20 protein-coding genes are annotated in these 19,650 nt (G+C 58.6%); 15 read left to right on the top strand and 5 right to left on the bottom strand.

Annotation, left to right across the window (positions count from 1 at the left end; genetic code table 11):
• Window positions 1-95: 95 nt before the first annotated feature.
• Together hslU and hslV are read right to left on the bottom strand one after the other, a co-directional pair.
• On the bottom strand, window positions 96-1,403 hold the full coding sequence (hslU, locus tag DOU54_RS09790) for an ATP-dependent protease ATPase subunit HslU (RefSeq protein ID WP_004444342.1): 1,308 nt from the start codon (window positions 1,401-1,403) through the stop codon (window positions 96-98).
• Between the two features lie 73 nt (window positions 1,404-1,476).
• Window positions 1,477-2,001: an ATP-dependent protease subunit HslV gene (gene hslV / locus DOU54_RS09785; protein ID WP_004444336.1), complete on the bottom strand. Its 525-nt coding sequence runs from the start codon at window positions 1,999-2,001 to the stop codon at window positions 1,477-1,479.
• Window positions 2,002-2,202: 201 nt separating this feature from the next.
• On the opposite strand from hslV, the gene hisB reads away from it, so the two are divergent.
• The 7 genes from hisB to coaA are packed head-to-tail and all read left to right on the top strand — an operon-like array spanning window position 2,203 to window position 6,823.
• Window positions 2,203-2,799 carry an imidazoleglycerol-phosphate dehydratase HisB gene (gene hisB / locus DOU54_RS09780; protein ID WP_113381965.1) on the top strand — a complete coding sequence of 199 codons (597 nt, stop codon included), beginning with the start codon at window positions 2,203-2,205 and terminating at the stop codon, window positions 2,797-2,799.
• Window positions 2,800-2,821: 22 nt separating this feature from the next.
• Window positions 2,822-3,316 (top strand): DUF2628 domain-containing protein, encoded by a 495-nt coding sequence (locus DOU54_RS09775; RefSeq protein WP_037090013.1) that lies wholly within the window; start codon window positions 2,822-2,824, stop codon window positions 3,314-3,316.
• Window position 3,317: 1 nt separating this feature from the next.
• Window positions 3,318-3,968, top strand: coding sequence for an imidazole glycerol phosphate synthase subunit HisH (hisH, locus tag DOU54_RS09770; RefSeq protein ID WP_004444331.1), 651 nt, complete (start codon window positions 3,318-3,320; stop codon window positions 3,966-3,968).
• A 1-nt stretch (window position 3,969) separates the two neighbouring features.
• Complete coding sequence (hisA, locus tag DOU54_RS09765) at window positions 3,970-4,713, top strand: 1-(5-phosphoribosyl)-5-[(5-phosphoribosylamino)methylideneamino]imidazole-4-carboxamide isomerase (protein WP_035208065.1); 744 nt, start codon at window positions 3,970-3,972, stop codon at window positions 4,711-4,713.
• Window positions 4,710-5,486 (top strand): imidazole glycerol phosphate synthase subunit HisF, encoded by a 777-nt coding sequence (gene hisF, locus DOU54_RS09760; RefSeq protein WP_113381966.1) that lies wholly within the window; start codon window positions 4,710-4,712, stop codon window positions 5,484-5,486. The genes hisA and hisF overlap by 4 nt, the downstream gene beginning before the upstream one ends.
• Before the next feature lie 15 nt (window positions 5,487-5,501).
• Window positions 5,502-5,825, top strand: a complete 324-nt coding sequence (locus tag DOU54_RS09755) for a phosphoribosyl-ATP diphosphatase (protein ID WP_004444325.1) — start codon at window positions 5,502-5,504, stop codon at window positions 5,823-5,825.
• Window positions 5,822-6,823 (top strand): type I pantothenate kinase, encoded by a 1,002-nt coding sequence (coaA, locus tag DOU54_RS09750; protein ID WP_004444323.1) that lies wholly within the window; start codon window positions 5,822-5,824, stop codon window positions 6,821-6,823. The genes DOU54_RS09755 and coaA overlap by 4 nt, the downstream gene beginning before the upstream one ends.
• 48 nt (window positions 6,824-6,871) lie before the next feature.
• Here the strand turns inward: coaA and lysM are convergent, their stop codons facing one another.
• The 3 genes from lysM to DOU54_RS09735 form a co-directional block, all read right to left on the bottom strand.
• On the bottom strand, window positions 6,872-7,324 hold the full coding sequence (gene lysM, locus DOU54_RS09745) for a peptidoglycan-binding protein LysM (RefSeq protein ID WP_113381967.1): 453 nt from the start codon (window positions 7,322-7,324) through the stop codon (window positions 6,872-6,874).
• An 86-nt stretch (window positions 7,325-7,410) separates the two neighbouring features.
• Window positions 7,411-7,845 (bottom strand): alternative ribosome rescue aminoacyl-tRNA hydrolase ArfB, encoded by a 435-nt coding sequence (gene arfB / locus DOU54_RS09740; protein WP_004444320.1) that lies wholly within the window; start codon window positions 7,843-7,845, stop codon window positions 7,411-7,413.
• Between the two features lie 127 nt (window positions 7,846-7,972).
• The gene (locus DOU54_RS09735; RefSeq protein WP_035208087.1) at window positions 7,973-9,583 is read right to left on the bottom strand and encodes a phosphoenolpyruvate carboxykinase; all 1,611 of its coding nucleotides are present in this window, start codon (window positions 9,581-9,583) and stop codon (window positions 7,973-7,975) included.
• Window positions 9,584-9,921: 338 nt separating this feature from the next.
• On the opposite strand from DOU54_RS09735, the gene chvI reads away from it, so the two are divergent.
• The 8 genes from chvI (at window position 9,922) to tsaE (ending at window position 19,647) form a co-directional block, all read left to right on the top strand.
• Window positions 9,922-10,647: a two-component system response regulator ChvI gene (gene chvI / locus DOU54_RS09730; RefSeq protein WP_006700117.1), complete on the top strand. Its 726-nt coding sequence runs from the start codon at window positions 9,922-9,924 to the stop codon at window positions 10,645-10,647.
• Window positions 10,648-10,704: 57 nt separating this feature from the next.
• The gene (chvG, locus tag DOU54_RS09725; protein WP_004444315.1) at window positions 10,705-12,495 is read left to right on the top strand and encodes a two-component system sensor histidine kinase ChvG; all 1,791 of its coding nucleotides are present in this window, start codon (window positions 10,705-10,707) and stop codon (window positions 12,493-12,495) included.
• A complete protein-coding gene (locus DOU54_RS09720) occupies window positions 12,485-12,949 on the top strand; it encodes an HPr kinase/phosphorylase (RefSeq protein ID WP_004444313.1) in 465 nt (154 codons plus the stop codon). The genes chvG and DOU54_RS09720 overlap by 11 nt, the downstream gene beginning before the upstream one ends.
• 125 nt (window positions 12,950-13,074) lie before the next feature.
• Window positions 13,075-13,476 (top strand): PTS sugar transporter subunit IIA, encoded by a 402-nt coding sequence (locus DOU54_RS09715; protein WP_003505374.1) that lies wholly within the window; start codon window positions 13,075-13,077, stop codon window positions 13,474-13,476.
• A gap of 11 nt (window positions 13,477-13,487) precedes the next feature.
• Complete coding sequence (locus DOU54_RS09710) at window positions 13,488-13,763, top strand: HPr family phosphocarrier protein (RefSeq protein ID WP_004444304.1); 276 nt, start codon at window positions 13,488-13,490, stop codon at window positions 13,761-13,763.
• Window positions 13,764-13,884: 121 nt separating this feature from the next.
• Window positions 13,885-15,285, top strand: coding sequence for an adenosylhomocysteinase (gene ahcY / locus DOU54_RS09705; protein WP_004444302.1), 1,401 nt, complete (start codon window positions 13,885-13,887; stop codon window positions 15,283-15,285).
• Between the two features lie 208 nt (window positions 15,286-15,493).
• The gene (locus tag DOU54_RS09695) at window positions 15,494-18,139 is read left to right on the top strand and encodes a sensor histidine kinase (RefSeq protein ID WP_113381968.1); all 2,646 of its coding nucleotides are present in this window, start codon (window positions 15,494-15,496) and stop codon (window positions 18,137-18,139) included.
• Window positions 18,136-19,647, top strand: coding sequence for a tRNA (adenosine(37)-N6)-threonylcarbamoyltransferase complex ATPase subunit type 1 TsaE (gene tsaE / locus DOU54_RS09690; protein WP_113381969.1), 1,512 nt, complete (start codon window positions 18,136-18,138; stop codon window positions 19,645-19,647). Before DOU54_RS09695 ends, tsaE begins: the two co-directional genes overlap by 4 nt.
• Window positions 19,648-19,650: the final 3 nt, after the last annotated feature.

Here is a 19,650-nt window from a genome sequence, read left to right as displayed (position 1 = left end):
TAAACAAAATGCGGGCTGAATGCGAGATGAGGCAGATAAAATAAAAGAGTGCGGCAAATATGGCCGCACTCTTCTTTCCTCGATCCCTGAAGTCTTCAGAGAATATAGCGCGAGAGGTCCGTATCGGCGGCGAGGTCGCCGACGTGTTTACGGACATATTCCTGGTCGATCTTGACGGCGGAACCGCCACGATCCGGCGCGTTGAAGGAAATTTCGTCCAAAACACGCTCCATTACCGTCTGCAGACGGCGGGCACCGATATTTTCGACCGACGAGTTGAGATGAACGGCCACATCAGCCAGAGCATCGATGGCGTCGTCAGTGAAGTCGAGATCCAGTTCTTCCGTCGCCATCAGCGCCTTGTACTGGCGGATGAGGCTTGCTTCCGTCTCCGTCAGGATACGGCGGAAATCTTCCCTGGTCAGTGGCTTCAGCTCAACGCGGATCGGCAGGCGGCCCTGAAGCTCAGGCAGGAGATCCGACGGCTTCGCCACATGGAAGGCGCCCGATGCGATGAACAGGATATGGTCGGTCTTGACCGGCCCATATTTGGTCGAAACCGTCGTGCCTTCGACGAGCGGCAGCAGGTCGCGCTGCACGCCTTCGCGCGAGACGCCGGCGCCCATGCCGCCATCGCGGGCGGCAATCTTGTCGATCTCGTCAAGGAAGACGATGCCGTCATTTTCCACCGACTTGACCGCTTCGCGCTGGATCATCTCATTGTCCAGCAGCTTGTCGGATTCGTCACGGATAAGGTCGGCATAGGATTTCGACACCGTCGTGCGCACCTTCTTGGTGCGTCCGCCCATGGCTTTGCCGAACATTTCCGACAAGTTGAGCACGCCAATATTGGCGCCCGGCATGCCCGGGATTTCGAAACCGGGCATGCCCGATCCGCTATCGGCCACCTCGATGTCGATTTCCTTGTCGTCCAATTCACCATCGCGCAGCTTCTTGCGGAAGCTCTCGCGCGTGCCCGGTGACGCGGTTGAGCCGACCAACGCGTCGAGCACGCGCTCTTCGGCGCTCTGATGCGCCTTGGCCTGCACTTCGGCGCGCTTCTTTTCGCGCACGAGGCCGATACCAATCTCGACAAGGTCACGAATGATCTGCTCGACATCGCGGCCGACATAACCGACTTCGGTGAACTTGGTGGCTTCAACCTTGATGAAAGGCGCGCCGGCCAACTTGGCGAGGCGGCGCGAGATTTCCGTCTTGCCGACACCGGTCGGCCCGATCATGAGAATATTTTTTGGCATGACTTCGTCGCGCAGGCTCTCATCGAGCTGCTGGCGACGCCAGCGATTGCGCAGCGCAATCGCGACCGCCCGTTTTGCATCGTGCTGACCGATGATGTGGCGGTCCAGTTCCGAGACGATTTCCCGGGGAGAAAAAGTGGTCATTCTGTCCTCTCGGCTTTCCTGTTCCGGCCGGCCATTCGGCCCGGCCCACAGGACCCATTGGTGAGAAATACGCTTACTCGGCGTCGAGCGTTTCCACGACGAGATTGTGATTGGTATAAACGCAGATATCGGCGGCGATATCGAGCGCCTGCCGGGCCACGTCTTCGGCCGACTTGTCGGTATCCATCATGGCGCGGGCGGCAGCGAAAGCATAATTGCCGCCGGAACCGATGGCGATTGCGCCGTGCTCGGGCTCCAGCACATCGCCATTGCCGGTAATGGCAAGCGTGGTGGATTTATCGGCGACCAGCATCATCGCTTCGAGATTGCGCAGATATTTATCCGTGCGCCAGTCTTTTGCGAGTTCCACGGCGGCGCGCATGAGCTGGCCGGGATATTGCTCGAGTTTCTTCTCGAGGCGGTCAAGCAAAGTAAAAGCATCGGCCGTCGCGCCTGCGAAACCGGCAATCACTTCACCCTTGCCGATGCGGCGAACCTTGCGGGCGTTGCCCTTCATGACGGTCTGGCCGAGGCTCACCTGCCCGTCGCCAGCCATGACGACCTTGCCGCCCTTTCTGACTGTAATGATTGTTGTCATCAAACACCTGTCTGCCCTGCCGGGCCTGGAGTTAACGGGCCGGGTTGCGGCCCTTTTCGGGTTCTATGTAAGTCTGGTTTTTGCGATTGCAATCATCGGGATCACACCGGGTTTTCCGCAGGTCAGCCAAGACGATGGAACAACTGGATATTTGTGTCCCGTGCTGATAAGGAACGGCGACATTTTCACGGAGCGGCCAAAATGGCAGAACGTAAAGGCGAGATTATCCGCAAGACCAACGAAACTTCGGTTTCAGTGCGTGTGGATATCGACGGCACCGGCAAATCGAAAATTTCCACCGGCGTGGGATTTTTCGACCATATGCTGGACCAGCTGAGCCGCCATTCGCTGATCGACATGGATATCGAGGTTCAGGGCGACCTGCACATCGATGATCATCACACCGTGGAAGATACCGGTATCGCCATTGGCCAGGCGATCGCGAAGGCGCTGGGCGACCGGCGCGGTATTGCCCGCTACGCCTCGCTCGACCTTGCCATGGACGAGACGATGACCAAGGCCGCCGTCGATATTTCCGGCCGGCCGTTCCTCGTCTGGAACGTCAATTTTTCCGCGCCAAAGATCGGCACCTTCGACACGGAACTGGTGCGCGAATTCTTTCAGGCGCTCGCCCAGAATGCCGGCATCACGCTGCATATCCTGAACCATTACGGCGCCAACAACCATCATATCGCCGAAACATGCTTCAAGGCCGTTGCCCGCGTTCTTCGCACGGCAACCGAGATCGACCCCCGGCAGGCAGGCCGCGTTCCCTCGACAAAGGGCATGCTGGCCTGACGCCAAAGCTGTCAGGAAGCCCATGACAAGCTATCTCGTTCTGGAAGCCCCCAACGGGCCGGACAGGGACCACAAGACGACCCGATTCATTGCCGATCGTTTCGTCTGGCTGGCTCTCTTTGCGCCATGGTTATGGCTTGCGATCAACCGGCTGTGGCTGGCGACGGCCATCGTTGTTATCGCACTCGTTGCGGCCGGACAAGTCTCGATGTTAGCCGGATTCGAACCTGCCGGAATTCTTGTTGGTTTCACGATTGGGCTCATAACAGCGTTGGAGGGACGCAATTTTCTCGTCCGGCACCTGATCCGCAAGGGTTGGACGCTGAAGTCAGTCGTTTCCGCCCCTGATCTTTCGAGCGCCGAAGATATATATTTCTCCGGTCTCTCCGAAAACGCTGACGCGGAAGAACAGCTGTCGCACCCGGTCTGGACCCCTTCGCCGCAAAAGAGCGGCGGCAAAAACTTCGTCAACGATCCCGCCGGATCGTTTCTTTTCGACTTGAATGGAAGGCGCTGACATGCGTGTCGCGATCATCGACTACGGCTCGGGCAACCTGCGTTCGGCCACCAAAGCTTTCGAGCGTGCCGCGCGTGAAGCCGGCATCAACGCAACCATTGATTTGACCGACAAGCCGGATCACGTCGCCTCGGCAGACCGCATCGTGCTGCCTGGTGTCGGCGCTTATGCCGACTGCCGCGCCGGTCTGGATGCCGTTCCCGGAATGCATGAGGCGCTCCTTGAAGCCGTCGAGAAAAAGGCGCATCCCTTCCTCGGCATCTGCGTCGGCATGCAGCTCATGTCCTCGCGCGGGCTGGAAAAGACTGTTAGCACCGGGCTCGGCTGGATCGAGGGTGACGTCGTGGAAATGACGCCCGCCGATAAGAACCTGAAGATTCCGCAGATCGGCTGGAACACGCTGGAAATCCGCCACGCCCACCCGCTGTTCGACGGCATCAAGACGGGCGCGGATGGCTTGCACGCCTATTTCGTGCATTCCTATCATCTGGCGGCCAAGCACTCGACGGATGTCATCGCCACCACAAATTACGGTGGCGCGATGACGGCTTTCGTCGGTCGCGACAATATGGCCGGCGCGCAGTTCCACCCGGAAAAAAGCCAGACGCTCGGCCTTGCCCTGATTTCCAATTTCCTGCGCTGGAAGCCCTGACATGATTCTTTTTCCCGCAATCGACCTTAAAGACGGTGAGTGCGTTCGCCTGAAACTCGGCGATATGGACCAGGCCACCGTCTATAATACCGACCCCGGCGCACAGGCGAAAGCTTTCGAGGATCAAGGCTTTGAATGGCTGCATGTCGTTGATCTCAACGGTGCGTTCGCCGGCCAGACGGTCAATGGCGCGGCGGTTGATGCCATTCTGAAGGCGACGAAAAACCCGGTGCAGCTGGGCGGCGGCATCCGCACGCTCGATCATATCGAGGCCTGGCTGAGCCGTGGGCTTGCTCGCGTCATTCTCGGCACCGTGGCGGTGCGCGATCCGGTTCTGGTCATTGAAGCCTGCAAGCGTTTTCCCGGCCAGGTCGCCGTCGGTATCGATGCCAAGGGCGGCAAGGTTGCGGTGGAAGGCTGGGCGGAAGCCTCCGAACTCGGCGTGATCGAGCTTGCCAAACGTTTCGAAGGCGCTGGTGTTGCCGCGATCATTTATACCGATATCGATCGTGACGGCATTCTGGCCGGTATAAATTGGGCCTCAACGCTGGAACTGGCCGACGCCGTCTCCATCCCGGTCATCGCGTCCGGTGGTCTTGCCTCCATCGACGACATCAAGCGCATGTTGCAGCCGGATGCGGCAAAGCTTGAGGGCGCGATTTCCGGCCGCGCGCTTTATGACGGCCGTATCGATCCGGCCGAGGCGCTCGCCCTCATCAAGGCCGCAAAGGAGGTACGCGTATGACCCTAAAAGCTCGCGTTATTCCCTGCCTGGATGTGAAAGACGGCCGTGTCGTCAAGGGCGTGAACTTCGTAGACCTGATCGACGCAGGCGACCCGGTCGAGGCGGCGAAAGCCTATGATGCGGCAGGGGCGGACGAACTCTGCTTCCTGGACATTACCGCCTCTTCGGATAATCGCGACACGATATTCGATGTGGTTTCGCGCACGGCCGATCATTGCTTCATGCCACTGACCGTCGGTGGCGGGGTTCGCGCCGTCGCCGACATCCGCAAGCTGCTTCTGTGCGGGGCCGACAAGGTCTCGATCAATTCCGCAGCGGTCAAGGATCCCGACTTCGTGGCGCAGGCGGCCGACAAGTTCGGCAACCAGTGCATCGTCGTTTCCATCGACGCCAAGCGGGTTTCGAAGGATGGGGAAGAAGGCCGCTGGGAAATATTCACCCATGGCGGACGCCAGCCGACCGGGATTGACGCCGTGGAATTCGCCATCAAGATGGTCGAACGCGGCGCCGGCGAATTGCTTGTCACCTCGATGGATCGCGACGGCACCAAAAGCGGATACGATATCGGCCTGACGCGCAGCATTGCCGATCAGGTTCGAGTCCCCGTCATCGCTTCGGGGGGCGTCGGCACGCTGGACGATCTGGTGGCAGGCGTTCGTGATGGCCATGCGACTGCGGTGCTTGCCGCTTCGATCTTCCACTTCGGCACTTATTCGATCGGTGAAGCCAAGAACTACATGGCCCAGCATGGCATCGCCATGCGTCTCGACTGATTGCAGGATTCCCCTATGAGCGCATTTTCCCTTTCCGATCTGGAGCGCATCGTCGCAACCCGCGCCGCTGCCTCTCCTGACGAATCCTGGACGGCCAAGCTGGTTGCGGCCGGCCAGGAGCGTGCGGCAAAGAAACTTGGCGAAGAAGCCGTGGAAGCCGTCATTGCGGCCATCGCAAAAGACCGCGACGGGCTGAAGAACGAAGCGGCGGACCTGCTTTACCATCTGCTGGTGGTTTTGAAGATCGCCGACATCCCGCTGAATGAGGTTTTCGCCGAGCTGGAGCGCAGGACCGGGCAAACCGGTCTTGCGGAAAAGGCAGCGAGGCCGACATCATGAAGATCGAGGCAGGCAGCGGGGAGAGAGGCATGCCGAGCACACTCGATCATTTCCGACCGGATGAATATTCGCCCTACCACTTCTTCAGTTCGGAAGAATGGTCGAAGTTTCGTGCCGACACGCCATTGACGCTTTCTGCCGACGAGGTCAAACGGCTGCGTTCGCTGGATGATCCGATCGATCTGGATGAGGTGCGGCGCATCTACCTGTCTCTGTCGCGCCTGCTGTCTTCCCATGTGGAAGCATCGCAGCTGCTGTTTGAGCAGCGCAACCGCTTCCTCAACATGGCTGACGTCAACAAGACGCCCTTCGTCATCGGCATCGCCGGCTCCGTTGCCGTTGGCAAATCCACGACGGCACGTATTCTGAAAGAGCTTCTGGCGCGCTGGCCTTCCAGTCCCAAGGTCGACCTCATCACCACTGACGGATTTCTCTATCCGAACGAGGTATTGCGGCGCGAGAATCTGATGGAGCGCAAAGGCTTCCCGGAGAGCTACGATATCGGCGCGCTCCTGCGTTTCCTGTCGGCCATCAAGGCGGGCCAGCCCAATGTCAAGGCGCCGCGTTATTCGCACCTGACCTATGACGTTCTGCCGAACGAGTTCACTGTCATCGACCAGCCGGATATCCTCATCTTCGAAGGCATCAACGTGCTGCAATCGCGCGACCTGCCGGCAGGCGGGAGGATCGTGCCGATCGTTTCCGACTTCTTCGATTTCTCGATCTATATCGACGCTGACGAAGGCCTTATTCACAACTGGTATGTGAACCGGTTCATGAATCTGAGAAAAACCGCCTTCCGCGATCCCAATTCATTCTTCAACCGTTATGCCTCGATCAGCGAAGAAGCGGCGCTCAGCATTGCTGAAGGCCTCTGGCAGAACATCAACCTGAAGAACCTGCGGCAGAACATCGTGCCGACCCGCCCGCGCGCCGACCTTATTTTACGCAAGGGCAAAAACCATCTGATCGACACGGTCGCGCTTCGCAAATTGTGAAAGATGCCGCGAAGGCGGCATCTCCGTCGCAGCGGTTACAAGGCGTTATCAGGCAAGGTCTGGAATGCGCAGAACCTGGCCGGGATAAATCTTGTCGGGGTGCGTCAGCATCGGCTTGTTGGCTTCGAAGATGATGTTGTTCTTCGCGCCATTGGCCTTGCCATATTGCGCTTCCGCAATCTTCCAGAGATTGTCACCCTTTTTGACCGTATAGAAGAAGACCGGTTCTTTTGCCGGCGCTTCGGCCACTTTCAACTCGCCGGCCTCGACCTTGGAAATGCCGAGCGTATTGCCGACCGCGATGACCGCCTTTTCGAAAATCGATTGATCGTCCACTTCGCCCTTCAGGACAACCTTGTCATCCACCACCTCGACCTGAACCTTGTCGGTGCCGAGATCGTGGGAAGCGAGTTCCTTCTTGACCGCGTCGACATCCGGCGCGTCGTCGCCGCCGATACCAAGCTTCTTTCCCGCTTCCTTGATGAAATTGAACAGACCCATAGCACCCTCCTTGGTTGTATGGAGGCTTACCAGACGATATTTGAAGCTCCATGACAAGGGCGAAAGATTCGTCGTCTGATCGTCGCTTATTCGCCCGAAGGTTTGCCGCGCATCTTCTTGATATCGGAGCGACCGGACTTCGCCTTGAGGCGGCGCTCGACGGAGCCCTTGGTGGGTTTGGTAGCCTTGCGCACCGGCGGCGGGGGGGCGGCGGCTTCGAGGATCAGTTCCTTCAGGCGCTCGCGCGCATCCTCACGATTGCGCTCCTGGCTGCGAAACCGGCTCGCTTCGATCATCAGCACGCCTTCTTTTGATACGCGCCTGCCACCGAGCCGCAACGCATTGACCTTCACCCTTTCCGGAAGGGAGGGTGAATTCGCAATGTCGAAAAATAGCTGAACCGCTGTCGAAACCTTGTTGACGTTCTGGCCGCCCGGCCCGCCGGCCAGCACGAATTGCTCCGTCAGCTCCCAGCCGGCAATGGTGATGCGGTTATTGATGTAAAGCGGGTCGCTGGCCATGTTTTCTCTCCGCGCCGGTGATGCCACAGATCGTGAAAAATGAAAACAAGGACAAAACGAAAGAACCCGGCAAAAAGAAACCCGGCACTTGGGCCGGGTTCCCCTCCTCCTCATAAACGAGGCTTATTCATTCTGCCGCGAGCAAAAGGCCCGGCGCTGCGTCACGAACCTTGCTGTCGACGTGGTCTTCGAACTTGGTGAAGTTCGTGACGAACATCGACACCAGCTTCTTGGCTTGCGCGTCATAAGCTGCGCCATCGGCCCAGGTGGAACGCGGATCGAGGATCGCGCTGTCAACACCTTCAAGCGACTGAGGGACGGCGAAGCCGAAATTCGCATCGGTGCGGAACTGTGCGTTCTTCAGATCCCCAGTGAGAGCGGCGGTCAGAAGCGCGCGGGTGGCCTTGATGGGCATACGCTTGCCGATGCCGTAAGCGCCGCCGGTCCAGCCGGTATTGACCAGCCAGCAATCCACACCGTGCTTGCCGATCAGCTCACGCAGCAGGTTGCCATATTCGGCCGGATGGCGCGGCATGAAGGGGGCGCCAAAGCAGGTGGAGAATGTCGCTTCCGGCTCGGTCACGCCCTTTTCCGTACCGGCGACCTTGGCGGTGTAACCGGAGAGGAAGTGGTACATGGCCTGCTCCGGTGTCAGCCGGGCAATCGGCGGCAGCACGCCGAAGGCGTCAGCCGTCAGCATGATGATCGTCTTCGGGTGGCCGGCAATGCCCGTCTCCGATGCATTCGGAATGAAGTGCAGCGGATAGGCGCTGCGGGTGTTTTCCGTCAGCGAATTGTCGTTGAAATCAGGAACGCGGTTTTCGTCCAGCACGACGTTCTCAAGAACCGTGCCGAAACGGCGGGTCGCGGCGTAGATTTCCGGCTCGGCCTCGGCCGAAAGCTTGATCGCCTTGGCATAGCAGCCGCCTTCGAAATTGAAGATGCCGTGTTCGCCCCAGCCATGTTCGTCATCGCCGATCAGCGTGCGCGACGGATCAGCCGACAGCGTGGTCTTGCCGGTGCCGGAGAGGCCGAAGAAAACGGCAGAATCACCCTGCGGACCGACATTAGCCGAGCAATGCATGGGCATGACACCCTTGGCTGGCAGCAGGTAGTTCAGCACCGTGAAGACCGACTTCTTGTTTTCACCGGCATAGGACGTGCCGCCGATGAGAACGAGGCCGTTGGTAAGGTCGCAGGCGATGACTGTTTCCGAACGGACACCATGACGGGCCGGATCTGCCTTGAAGCTCGGCAGATTGATGATGGTGAGCTTCTGCTTGAAGCCCGCCAATTTTTCCTGCTTCGGACGGATCAGCAGATTGCGGATGAACAGCGAATGCCAGGCGAGCTCGGTGACGACGCGTGTCGGCAACGCATTTTCCTCATCGGCGCCGCCGATCAGGTCCTGAACATAGAGCGTCTTTCCGGCGGCATGGGCCAACATGTCCTGGCGCAACAACTCGAAGTTTTCCGGCGACAGCGGCTTGTTGTTGTCCCACCAGATGGTGTTCTCGGTGGACGCGTCGCGCACAACGAATTTGTCCTTCGGAGAACGGCCCGTGTGCTGGCCGGTGACGGCGCGCAGCGCACCGTCGATGGTCAGCTCGGCCTCGCCGTTGCGGATTGCCTCTTCGTATAGTTCGCTCTCATTGAGGTTATAAAAGACGCGGGAAGCCTTGCCCAGTCCGAGTTCTGCAACTCCGTTGGCAGGATTATGAACCCCAATCTCGGTCATGACGCGTTCCTTGTTAATGACGATAAGGCCGTTGAAATTTTCACGGAAAATACGTGGCACCTCTTGGAAACGCAAGAGCCGAAGTTTAAAAAACTTAGTAATTTCAATATATTAATCGATTTAAAAGATTTTATTTCTTTTTAAATCGGTTGAAGACGCATTAAAATTCAGCTGCGGCGTCTCTACGAAATCTCTTCGTCCTACCCTTGCGATTTTGGGGTGAGTTTTCCTTTGCCACAATTTGTTCCACCTTTATACTCAAGAGAGTGGCTCGCGGCGCACAACCTGGCTGGGTGAATGTCGGGAGTTACGAGAAAATGACGATGGAGACCAACTACATGCAGACGATCGCGCTTGTCGACGATGACCGGAATATTCTCACTTCGGTATCGATCGCGCTCGAAGCCGAAGGCTACCGGGTCGAAACGTATACGGACGGCGCTTCCGCGCTTGACGGGTTGATCGCCCGTCCGCCGCAGCTCGCCATTTTCGATATTAAGATGCCCCGCATGGATGGCATGGAGCTTTTGCGGCGCCTTCGCCAGAAGTCGGATCTGCCGGTTATCTTCCTCACCTCGAAGGATGAAGAGATCGACGAATTGTTCGGCCTGAAGATGGGCGCGGACGACTTCATCACCAAGCCGTTCTCGCAACGCCTTCTGGTGGAACGCGTCAAAGCCATCCTGCGCCGCGCCAGCAGCCGCGAAGCATCCGCCGCAACCGGCAACGTTCTGAAGCCGACGGCAGACCAACAGGCGCGCACACTGGAGCGCGGGCAGCTCGCCATGGATCAGGAACGCCACACCTGCACCTGGAAGGGCGAACCGGTAACACTGACGGTGACCGAATTCCTCATCCTGCATTCGCTGGCACAACGTCCAGGTGTCGTGAAAAGCCGCGACGCGCTGATGGATGCCGCCTATGACGAGCAGGTCTATGTGGACGACCGCACCATCGACAGCCACATCAAGCGTCTTCGCAAGAAGTTCAAACTGGTCGATGGCGACTTCGATATGATTGAAACGCTTTATGGCGTAGGATATCGCTTCCGCGAAGCGGCTTGAACGAGCCGACTCACGCAGAAGGGACCGCCCGGTATGGGGTGGTAAGGACTTGAATACGTGTTGAAAAAAACGCCGGAAACCGTCTCGGACAGTGACGATGCCGAAGAACGCGGCAGCGAACGCCGCCATCGTATCCATCCGCTGACGATCATCCGGCGCATTTTCGGCAATGCGGTGTTTTCCAGCCTCACGCGCCGCATCCTGTTCTTCAACGTCGCCGCGACGGTGGTTCTAGTCGGCGGCATTCTCTATCTCAACCAGTTCCGCGAGGGGCTGATCGATGCGCGCGTGGAAAGCCTGCTGACGCAGGGCGAAATCATAGCCGGCGCGGTTTCCGCTTCCGCCTCTGTCGATACCAACTCAATCACCATCAACCCGGAAAAGCTGCTCGAATTGCAGGCGGGACAGAGCATAACCCCTGCCCCCAATGATGAGGACCTGAGTTTCCCCATCAATCCGGAACGCGTGGCGCCGGTGCTACGGCGGCTGATTTCGCCAACGCGCACCCGCGCGCGGCTGTTCGATGCCGATGCCAATCTGCTGCTCGATTCCCGACATCTTTATTCGCGCGGTCAGGTGCTGCGCTTCGACCTGCCGCCAGTAACGCCCGAGACGCAGACCTGGGGCGACTGGTTCACCAGCATGTTCAACCGCATGCTGCAGCCGAGCAGCCTGCCGCAATACAAGGAAGCGCCTGGCGGCGATGGCTCTATCTATCCGGAAGTGATGAACGCGCTGACCGGCGTGCGCGGCGCGGTCGTGCGTGTCACGGAAAAGGGTGAGCTGATTGTTTCCGTGGCCGTACCGGTACAGCGCTTCCGGGCCGTGCTCGGCGTTCTGCTGCTTTCGACACAAGCGGGCGATATCGACAAGATCGTGCATGCCGAGCGCCTCGCCATCATGCGCGTCTTTGGCATCGCCACGCTGGTCAACATCGTGCTGTCGCTGCTCCTCTCCTCCACCATCGCCACGCCGCTGCGGCGGCTGTCGGCGGCCGCGATCCGCGTGCGCCGCGGGGCGAGAACCCGTGAGGAAATACCGGATTTCTCGGCGCGCCAGGATGAGATCGGCAACCTCTCTATTGCGCTGCGTGAAATGACGACGGCGCTTTACGACCGTATCGATGCGATCGAAAGTTTCGCCGCCGATGTCAGCCATGAGCTCAAGAACCCGCTGACCTCGCTGCGCAGCGCCGTGGAAACCCTGCCGCGCGCCAAGACCGAAGAGTCCAAACAGCGCCTGACCGAGATCATCTTCCACGATGTGCGCCGCCTCGACCGCCTGATCAGCGACATTTCGGATGCGTCGCGGCTCGATGCCGAACTGGCGCGCGCCGACGCCGCGCCGCTCGATCTTGATGTGCTGATGAAGGGTCTGGTGGATATATCCCGCCAGATAAGCACCAAGAAGAAAAGCGTGACGATCGACTATGTTGTCGACCGGAAAGCGGGCGCAAAGACCTCCTTCGTGGTGAACGGCCACGATCTGCGTATCGGCCAGATCGTCACCAACCTCATCGAGAATGCGCGCTCCTTCGTTGCCGAAGAAAGCGGCCGCATCACGGTACGCCTCTCCCGTCACAAGGATCGTTGCATCGTGCAGGTAGAGGACAACGGGCCCGGCATTCAGGCCGAAGATATCGACCGGATTTTTGAGCGTTTCTACACCGACCGGCCGGCGAGCGAAGGTTTCGGACAGAACTCCGGCCTTGGCCTTTCCATCAGCCGCCAGATCGCGGAAGCCCATGGCGGCAGCCTGCGGGCAGAGAACGTCGTCGACAAATATGGCGTGATATCAGGCGCGCGCTTCACCCTGTCGCTGCCGGCGGCTGAAACCCATGAACGCTGAACGCTTCAACCTGCACGCAACCGCGATCGTTGTTCAAAACACCGGCATCCTATTCACGGGGCCGTCGGGCAGCGGCAAAAGCGAACTCGCCTTCAGCTTCCTGACGGAGGCGGAACGGTGCGGATTGCCGGCCGCATTGATCGCGGACGATCAGATTTTCGTGTATCGCGATGGCGAGACCATCATCGCCGAACGGCCGGAAGCCATCGCCGGCCTGTTGGAATTACGCGGCAGCGGCATTGTTTCACTTAAAAGCATTGCGCGCGCGCCGCTACATTTCGCCGTCACGACAGTTGTTTCACCCGAAAATCCAAGACTTCCCGAAGATGACGAGATGTTATCGCTGCCGTGCGGCGGGCATCTTCCGCTTCTGCGTATTCCGCTTTCAAGTCTCACGCCCTATGGAAAATTTGCTGCACTTGCTCAGAATCTTTTCAAAACGAATGTGAAGTGACGATGATTCGGGCGATTTTAGGCTTGCGATTCGCATTTTCCTCATCAAGATGAAATCCCACCGATGGACAGGATTGCCGCGTTGCGATAGTCGGCAATGAGAGTGCGTGTGCAAGGGAGCATTTCATGATCGGACTAGTGCTTGTCACCCATGGCAAGCTGGCTGAGGAGTTTCGTCATGCGTTGGAGCATGTCGTCGGTCCCCAGAAATTGATCGAGACGGTCTGTATCGGTCCCGAAGACGACATGGATCAGCGCCGGCAGGATATCATCGACGCTGTCGCGCGCGCCAATGACGGCAATGGCGTCATCATCCTGACGGACATGTTTGGCGGCACGCCTTCCAATCTTGCGATTTCGGTCATGAATAACGGCAATGTCGAAGTCATCGCCGGGGTTAACCTGCCGATGCTGATCAAACTTGCCGGCGTTCGCAGCGAAGACAATATGGACAAGGCCCTTCAGGACGCATCCGATGCCGGCCGCAAATATATCAACGTCGCCAGCCGCGTTTTAAGCGGCAAATAAGAAGTCAGCCCATGTCGCCACTCTCCCGGGAACTACCGATCATCAACAAACGCGGTCTCCATGCCCGGGCATCAGCGAAATTCGTGCAGATGGTTGAAGGCTTCGACGCGACCATTACGGTTTCGAAAGACGGCATGACCGTCGGCGGCACCTCGATCATGGGTCTCATGATGCTGGCGGCCAGCCCCGGATGCAGTGTCTATGTCGAGGCGAGCGGCAATCAGGCCGAAGAGGCGCTCGCCGCACTTGAGGCCCTGGTCGCCGACCGGTTCGGCGAAGAAGCCTGAGCCATATAAAGACATAAAGACTTCTTTATATCATTATTGCCAGATCGTTCGTGGCCTGCTAAACCGCTGCTACGTAAAAAGCCGGGCCGCAATGTGCGGCGCTTCTGATCTGGAGAATCTCATGAGCCTTGAGAAGGACTACATCGTCGCCGATATCAACCTTGCCGCATTCGGCCGCAAGGAACTGGACATCGCCGAAACCGAAATGCCGGGCCTGATGTCCTGCCGCAAGGAGTTCGGTGAAAGCAAGCCGCTGAAGGGCGCCCGCATTTCCGGTTCGCTTCACATGACGATCCAGACCGGCGTTCTCATCGAGACGCTGAAGGAACTCGGTGCAGACATTCGCTGGGCCTCCTGCAACATCTTCTCGACACAGGACCATGCTGCAGCGGCCATTGCGGCAGCCGGCATTCCGGTCTTTGCCGTCAAGGGTGAGAGCCTGACGGAATATTGGGAATATACCGACAAGATCTTCCAGTGGACCGATGGCGGTCTCTCCAACATGATCCTCGACGATGGCGGCGATGCCACCATGTACATCCTGCTTGGCGCTCGCGCGGAAGCGGGCGAAGACGTGCTCTCCAATCCCGGCTCCGAAGAAGAAGAAATTCTCTTCGCGCAGATCAACAAGCGCCTCAAGGCTTCGCCCGGCTGGTTCACCAAGCAGCGCGACGCGTTGAAGGGTGTCACCGAAGAAACGACGACCGGCGTGCACCGCCTCTACGACCTCAGCAAGAAGGGCCTGCTGCCTTTCCCGGCGATCAACGTCAATGACAGCGTCACCAAGTCCAAGTTCGACAACAAATACGGTTGCAAAGAATCGCTGGTTGACGGCATTCGCCGCGCAACCGACGTGATGATGGCCGGCAAGGTTGCCGTGGTGTGCGGATACGGCGATGTTGGCAAGGGTTCGGCCGCTTCGCTGCAGGGCGCCGGCGCCCGCGTGAAGGTGACCGAAATCGACCCGATCTGCGCACTGCAGGCTGCCATGGACGGTTTCGAAGTCGTTCGCCTGGAGGACGTTGTTTCCTCCGCCGATATCTTCATCACCACGACGGGCAACAAGGACGTCATCCGCATCGAGCACATGCGCGAGATGAAGGACATGGCGATCGTCGGCAATATCGGCCACTTCGACAACGAGATTCAGGTCGCATCGCTGCGTAACCTGAAGTGGACGAACATCAAGCCGCAGGTCGACATGATCGAGTTCCCGAAGGGCAACCGCATCATCCTGCTGTCCGAAGGCCGTCTTCTGAACCTAGGCAACGCCACCGGTCACCCCTCCTTCGTCATGTCGGCCTCCTTCACCAACCAGGTTTTGGGCCAGATCGAACTCTTCACCAAGCAGGGCGAATACAAGAACGACGTTTACGTGCTGCCGAAGCACCTCGACGAGAAGGTCGCACGCCTCCATCTCGAGAAGCTTGGTGTGCGCCTGACTGAACTTTCCGACGTTCAGGCAGATTATATCGGCGTCTCGAAGCAGGGCCCGTTCAAGGCAGACCACTACAGATATTAATTTCATAGTTAATATCCACTGAAATTACACAATATCTAGATGCCGCGCGCTTGACAAAGCGCGCGGCATCTTTTTTGCGCGCTCCCTTTTCGCAGATTTATGAAGGCGGTATTGTCATCAGACTTGATTCGGACGCACCACAGGGCGGTGCAGACGAAATGGGATGTCTTGTCGAAGATGCGGCACATAGGACGGAGACAGACCGGGGATGTCGGTTCAAAATTCGGATCTGCGCGAGCAGACAGTTCAACGCGTTGAAAACACGCAAGCGGGCGTGGCATTGAGCGCACAGACTCTGGTGCGTTTTGGCGCATCTGCGGACGGAAACCCGGTGTTCACTTTTCCTGGAAATGCTCTGGCACGTTGCCGGCTGGCAATCCGTGCGATCCGGACCGGCTTTTCACGGCTTCCCTTCCTGCTTTCCGGCACGTTTTTGGCCGGTTCAGCCACCGTGGTGCTGGCGCAGGATGGACTTGCGGCCAAAGCCGGCGCTCGGCTGTTTTCATCAGGTGAAACCATAACCTATTCGCTTTTCGTGGGTATGCTTTCCGCGACGCTGTTTTCAGTCGTCTGGCTGGTGCGCCAGCGCGGCAATATAGAGGCGGAGAGCAGCGAATTTCGCCAGGCGCTTGCCCAGTCTCACCACAAGATCGCCAAATACGAGGCGCTGATTTCCGACAAGAGCCGCCGCATCGTCATCTGGGATGGCGCAGAAAATCGTCCGGAATTTCTGGGGCAGCTGCCGGCCGAGACAGGCGTGCCGCAGGCGGACCAGGATTTTCTGGCCTTTGGCCGCTGGCTGAAACCGGCATCCGCCAGTCAGCTTGAGAAATCCATTGAAAAACTTCGTAGCCACGCACAGAGTTTCGATCTCACCATCGAAACGCATCGCGGCGAAGTTATCGAGGTTCAGGGCCGGGTTTCCGGCGGCAATGCCTTTGCACGCTTCATCGCCCTCAACAATCTGCGTGCGGAGCTCGCCGAACTGCAGGTGGAGCGTGAACGGCTGATCGCTTCCGTCTCGACTTTCCAGGAACTTCTCGATTCCATCGAGCAGCCCGTCTGGCGTCGCAATGGCGAAGGCGAACTAATCTGGGTGAACCATGCCTATGCGCAGGCAGTGGATGCGCGGAATGCGGAACAGGCCATTCAGGAGAAACGAGAACTTCTGAACACGGTTACCCGGCAGAAGATACGCGCGGCCGCGACCCCGGAATCGCCCTATCACGACCGTATTTCCACGGTGGTTGCGGGTAATCGCAGCTTCTTCGATGTCGTCGACATCAAAACGGCGGGCGGGTCTGCCGGTATCGCCATCGATGCCACCGAGGCCGAAACCATCAGCGAGGAACTGAAGCGGGTTCTGAAGAGCCACGCCGAAACGCTGGATCATCTGGCAACGCCCGTCGCCATTTTCGACGGCCGGCAGCGGCTGCAATTCTATAATCAGGCTTTTGCGACTCTGTGGGGCCTCGACCTCGTGTTCCTCGAATCCGGGCCTGACAATTCAGAGCTTCTCGACAGGTTGCGCACCGCCGGCAAATTGCCCGAGCAGCTCAACTGGAAGAACTGGAAGGAGATGGCGCTCTCCGTATACCGTTCGCTCGATACCAAGACCGATCTCTGGCACCTGCCCAACGGCCAGACACTGCGGGTGATTGCGACGGCCCATCCGCAGGGTGGCGCAACCTGGGTTTTCGAAAACCTGACCGAGCAGGTCGATCTGCAAATGCGCTACAACACATTGGTGAAAGTGCAGGGCGAAACCATCGACCATCTGGCCGAGGGGGTCGCCGTGTTCGGTGCGGACGGTCGTATTCGCCTGTCGAACCCGGCATTCCGGGCGCTGTGGGGTGTGACTGCCGAACAGGCCGAAACCGGAACGCACATCCGCGCCATCGAAACCGCCTGCGCACCATCCTACGACGGGCCGGACGGCTGGCGCGCCTTCAGCCAGTTCATCACCAGTTTCGATGATGAGCGGCCATCCCGGCAAGGCACACTGGAACTGCTTTCCGGCCTCGTCCTCGATTATGCGATCATTCCGTTGCCGGATGCGCAGACCATGCTGACCTTTGTCAACATGACGGACAGCGTACGGGCTGAGCGCGCCCTTATGGAAAAGAACGACGCTCTTCTCAAGGCAGATGAGCTGAAGAATGATTTTGTGCAGCATGTTTCCTATGAGCTGCGTTCGCCGCTGACAAACATTATCGGCTTCACCGATCTCCTGAAGACCCCGGGCCTTGGGGAATTGACGGAGCGGCAGGCGGAATATCTCGACCATATTTCCACATCCTCCTCGGTCCTTCTGACGATCGTCAATGATATTCTCGATCTTGCGACCGTCGATGCCGGCATCATGCAACTCAATTATTCGGATAATGACCTGAACGAATTGCTCGAAGATGTTTCGGTGCAGATCGCGGACCGGCTGCAGGAAAGCGGCATTTCACTTCAGATCGTCGCCCCGGCTCATCTCGGCAGCCTCGTGGCAGACCACCAGCGCCTGAAGCAGATCCTCATCAAGCTCCTGACCAATGCGATCAATTTCGCGCCGGAAGGGTCTTCAGTTACGCTTTCCTGCCAGCGCAGCGAAGGTGACTTCATATTCTCTGTGGCGGACAAGGGACCGGGCATCCCGGAAGACATGCTGAAAACGGTCTTCGATCGGTTTTCGACCCGCGGCAATGGCGGCCGGCGAACCGGCGCCGGGCTTGGCCTTTCCATTGTCGAAAGTTTCGTCAGTCTCCACCACGGAACGGTTAGCATAGACAGCCGGCCCGGCAACGGCACCACCGTCACCTGCCGCATTCCTTCCGCCACGCGTCCGCATTCCATTGCCGCAGAATGAGCGAAAATGTCTTGCCGATCACCATTCCTCTTGCGGGGGAAAAGGACACCATCAGGCTCGGTGAAGACCTCGCGCTGGCGCTGAAGCCCGGCGATTGTCTGGCGTTGGTCGGCGACCTTGGCGCCGGTAAATCGACGCTTGCCCGCGCCTTCATCCGGGCGATGGCAGACGAGCCGGATCTTGAGGTTCCGAGCCCCACCTTCACCATCATCCAAACCTATGCCACCCGCATTCCGGTCGCCCATCTCGACCTCTACCGGCTTTCGGATGTTTCCGAACTGGATGAGCTCGGCATCGATGAGATGCTGGAGGATGGCATCTGCCTGATCGAATGGCCGGATATAGCAGGAGAGATTCTGCCACCCGGCCAGACCGTAACCCTGACGTTGACGCATTCCGGTGAAGGGCGGATCGCCTCCATCGAGGCTCCGGCAAAACCGAAAGCGCGGCTTGAGCGGGTTTTTGCCATCCGGGAATTCCTCGCTAGAAATGGCAGAGGTGACGCGGTCCGCCGCTTTCTGAGCGGCGATGCTTCCACCCGTGCCTATGAGACCATCTCCAACGATGGCCCGGACCTTATCCTGATGGATTGGCGCCGCCCCTTGAAAGGCGCCATCGTCGCCGACGGCAAGACCTATGCGGAGATTGCCCACCTCGCCCAGGATGCCCGCTCCTTCGTGGCGATCGGTAACTATCTGCGGAATCGCGGCTTTTGCGCGCCGGAGATCATCACGGCGGACATCGACCAAGGCATTCTCCTGTTGCAGGATCTGGGGCGAGATGGAGTGTTAGCCGCCGATGGCGCCCCAATCGAGGAGCGCTATCTGGAAAGCGTTGACTTTCTGGCGGCACTTCATCAAGCGTCACAACCCGGTCCCCTGCCCGTGGGTGATGGCAGCACCTATGAGGTTCCACCCTTTGACCGGCAGGCGATGAAGATCGAGGTCTCGCTGCTGGTGGAATGGTATCTGCCCTATAAGCGCGGCAGGCCACTGTCCGATGGCGAGAAGCAGGAATATTACGCCATCTGGGACGCTCTGATCGACTCGCTTGCAGATTGCGAAAACGGGCTGCTGCTGCGCGACTTCCATTCGCCAAATATCCTCTGGCAACAGCAGAACGCCGGCATACGACAGGTCGGCCTGATCGATTTTCAGGACGCGATGATTGGCCCGACCGCCTATGATCTCGCTTCCATTGTTCAGGATGCCCGGGTTACAATCGAGCCCGGATTGCAGGCACGCCTGCTTTCGCATTATCTCGAGAGCAGGCGACACACGCCTTCTTTCGATGAGGCTGCTTTTCTCAAGGCCTTCTCCATCATGTCGGCGCAACGCAACTGCAAGCTTGCCGGTATCTGGGTCAGGCTGATGGAACGGGATGGCAAACCCGGTTATATGAAGCATACGCCGCGGACGTTCCGCTATCTCGCCGCAGCGCTTTCGCATCCGGAACTTGCGCCGCTCAGAGACTGGTGCCTGCGCATGGGCATGGACTTTAACGACTGAAAG

The sequence above is a fragment of the Agrobacterium sp. MS2 genome, from assembly GCF_003261015.1.
GTDB classification, from domain to species: domain Bacteria; phylum Pseudomonadota; class Alphaproteobacteria; order Rhizobiales; family Rhizobiaceae; genus Agrobacterium; species Agrobacterium pusense.
The sequence above is the reverse complement of the archived record's forward strand: the minus strand, read 5'-3'. Positions and strand labels throughout refer to the sequence as shown.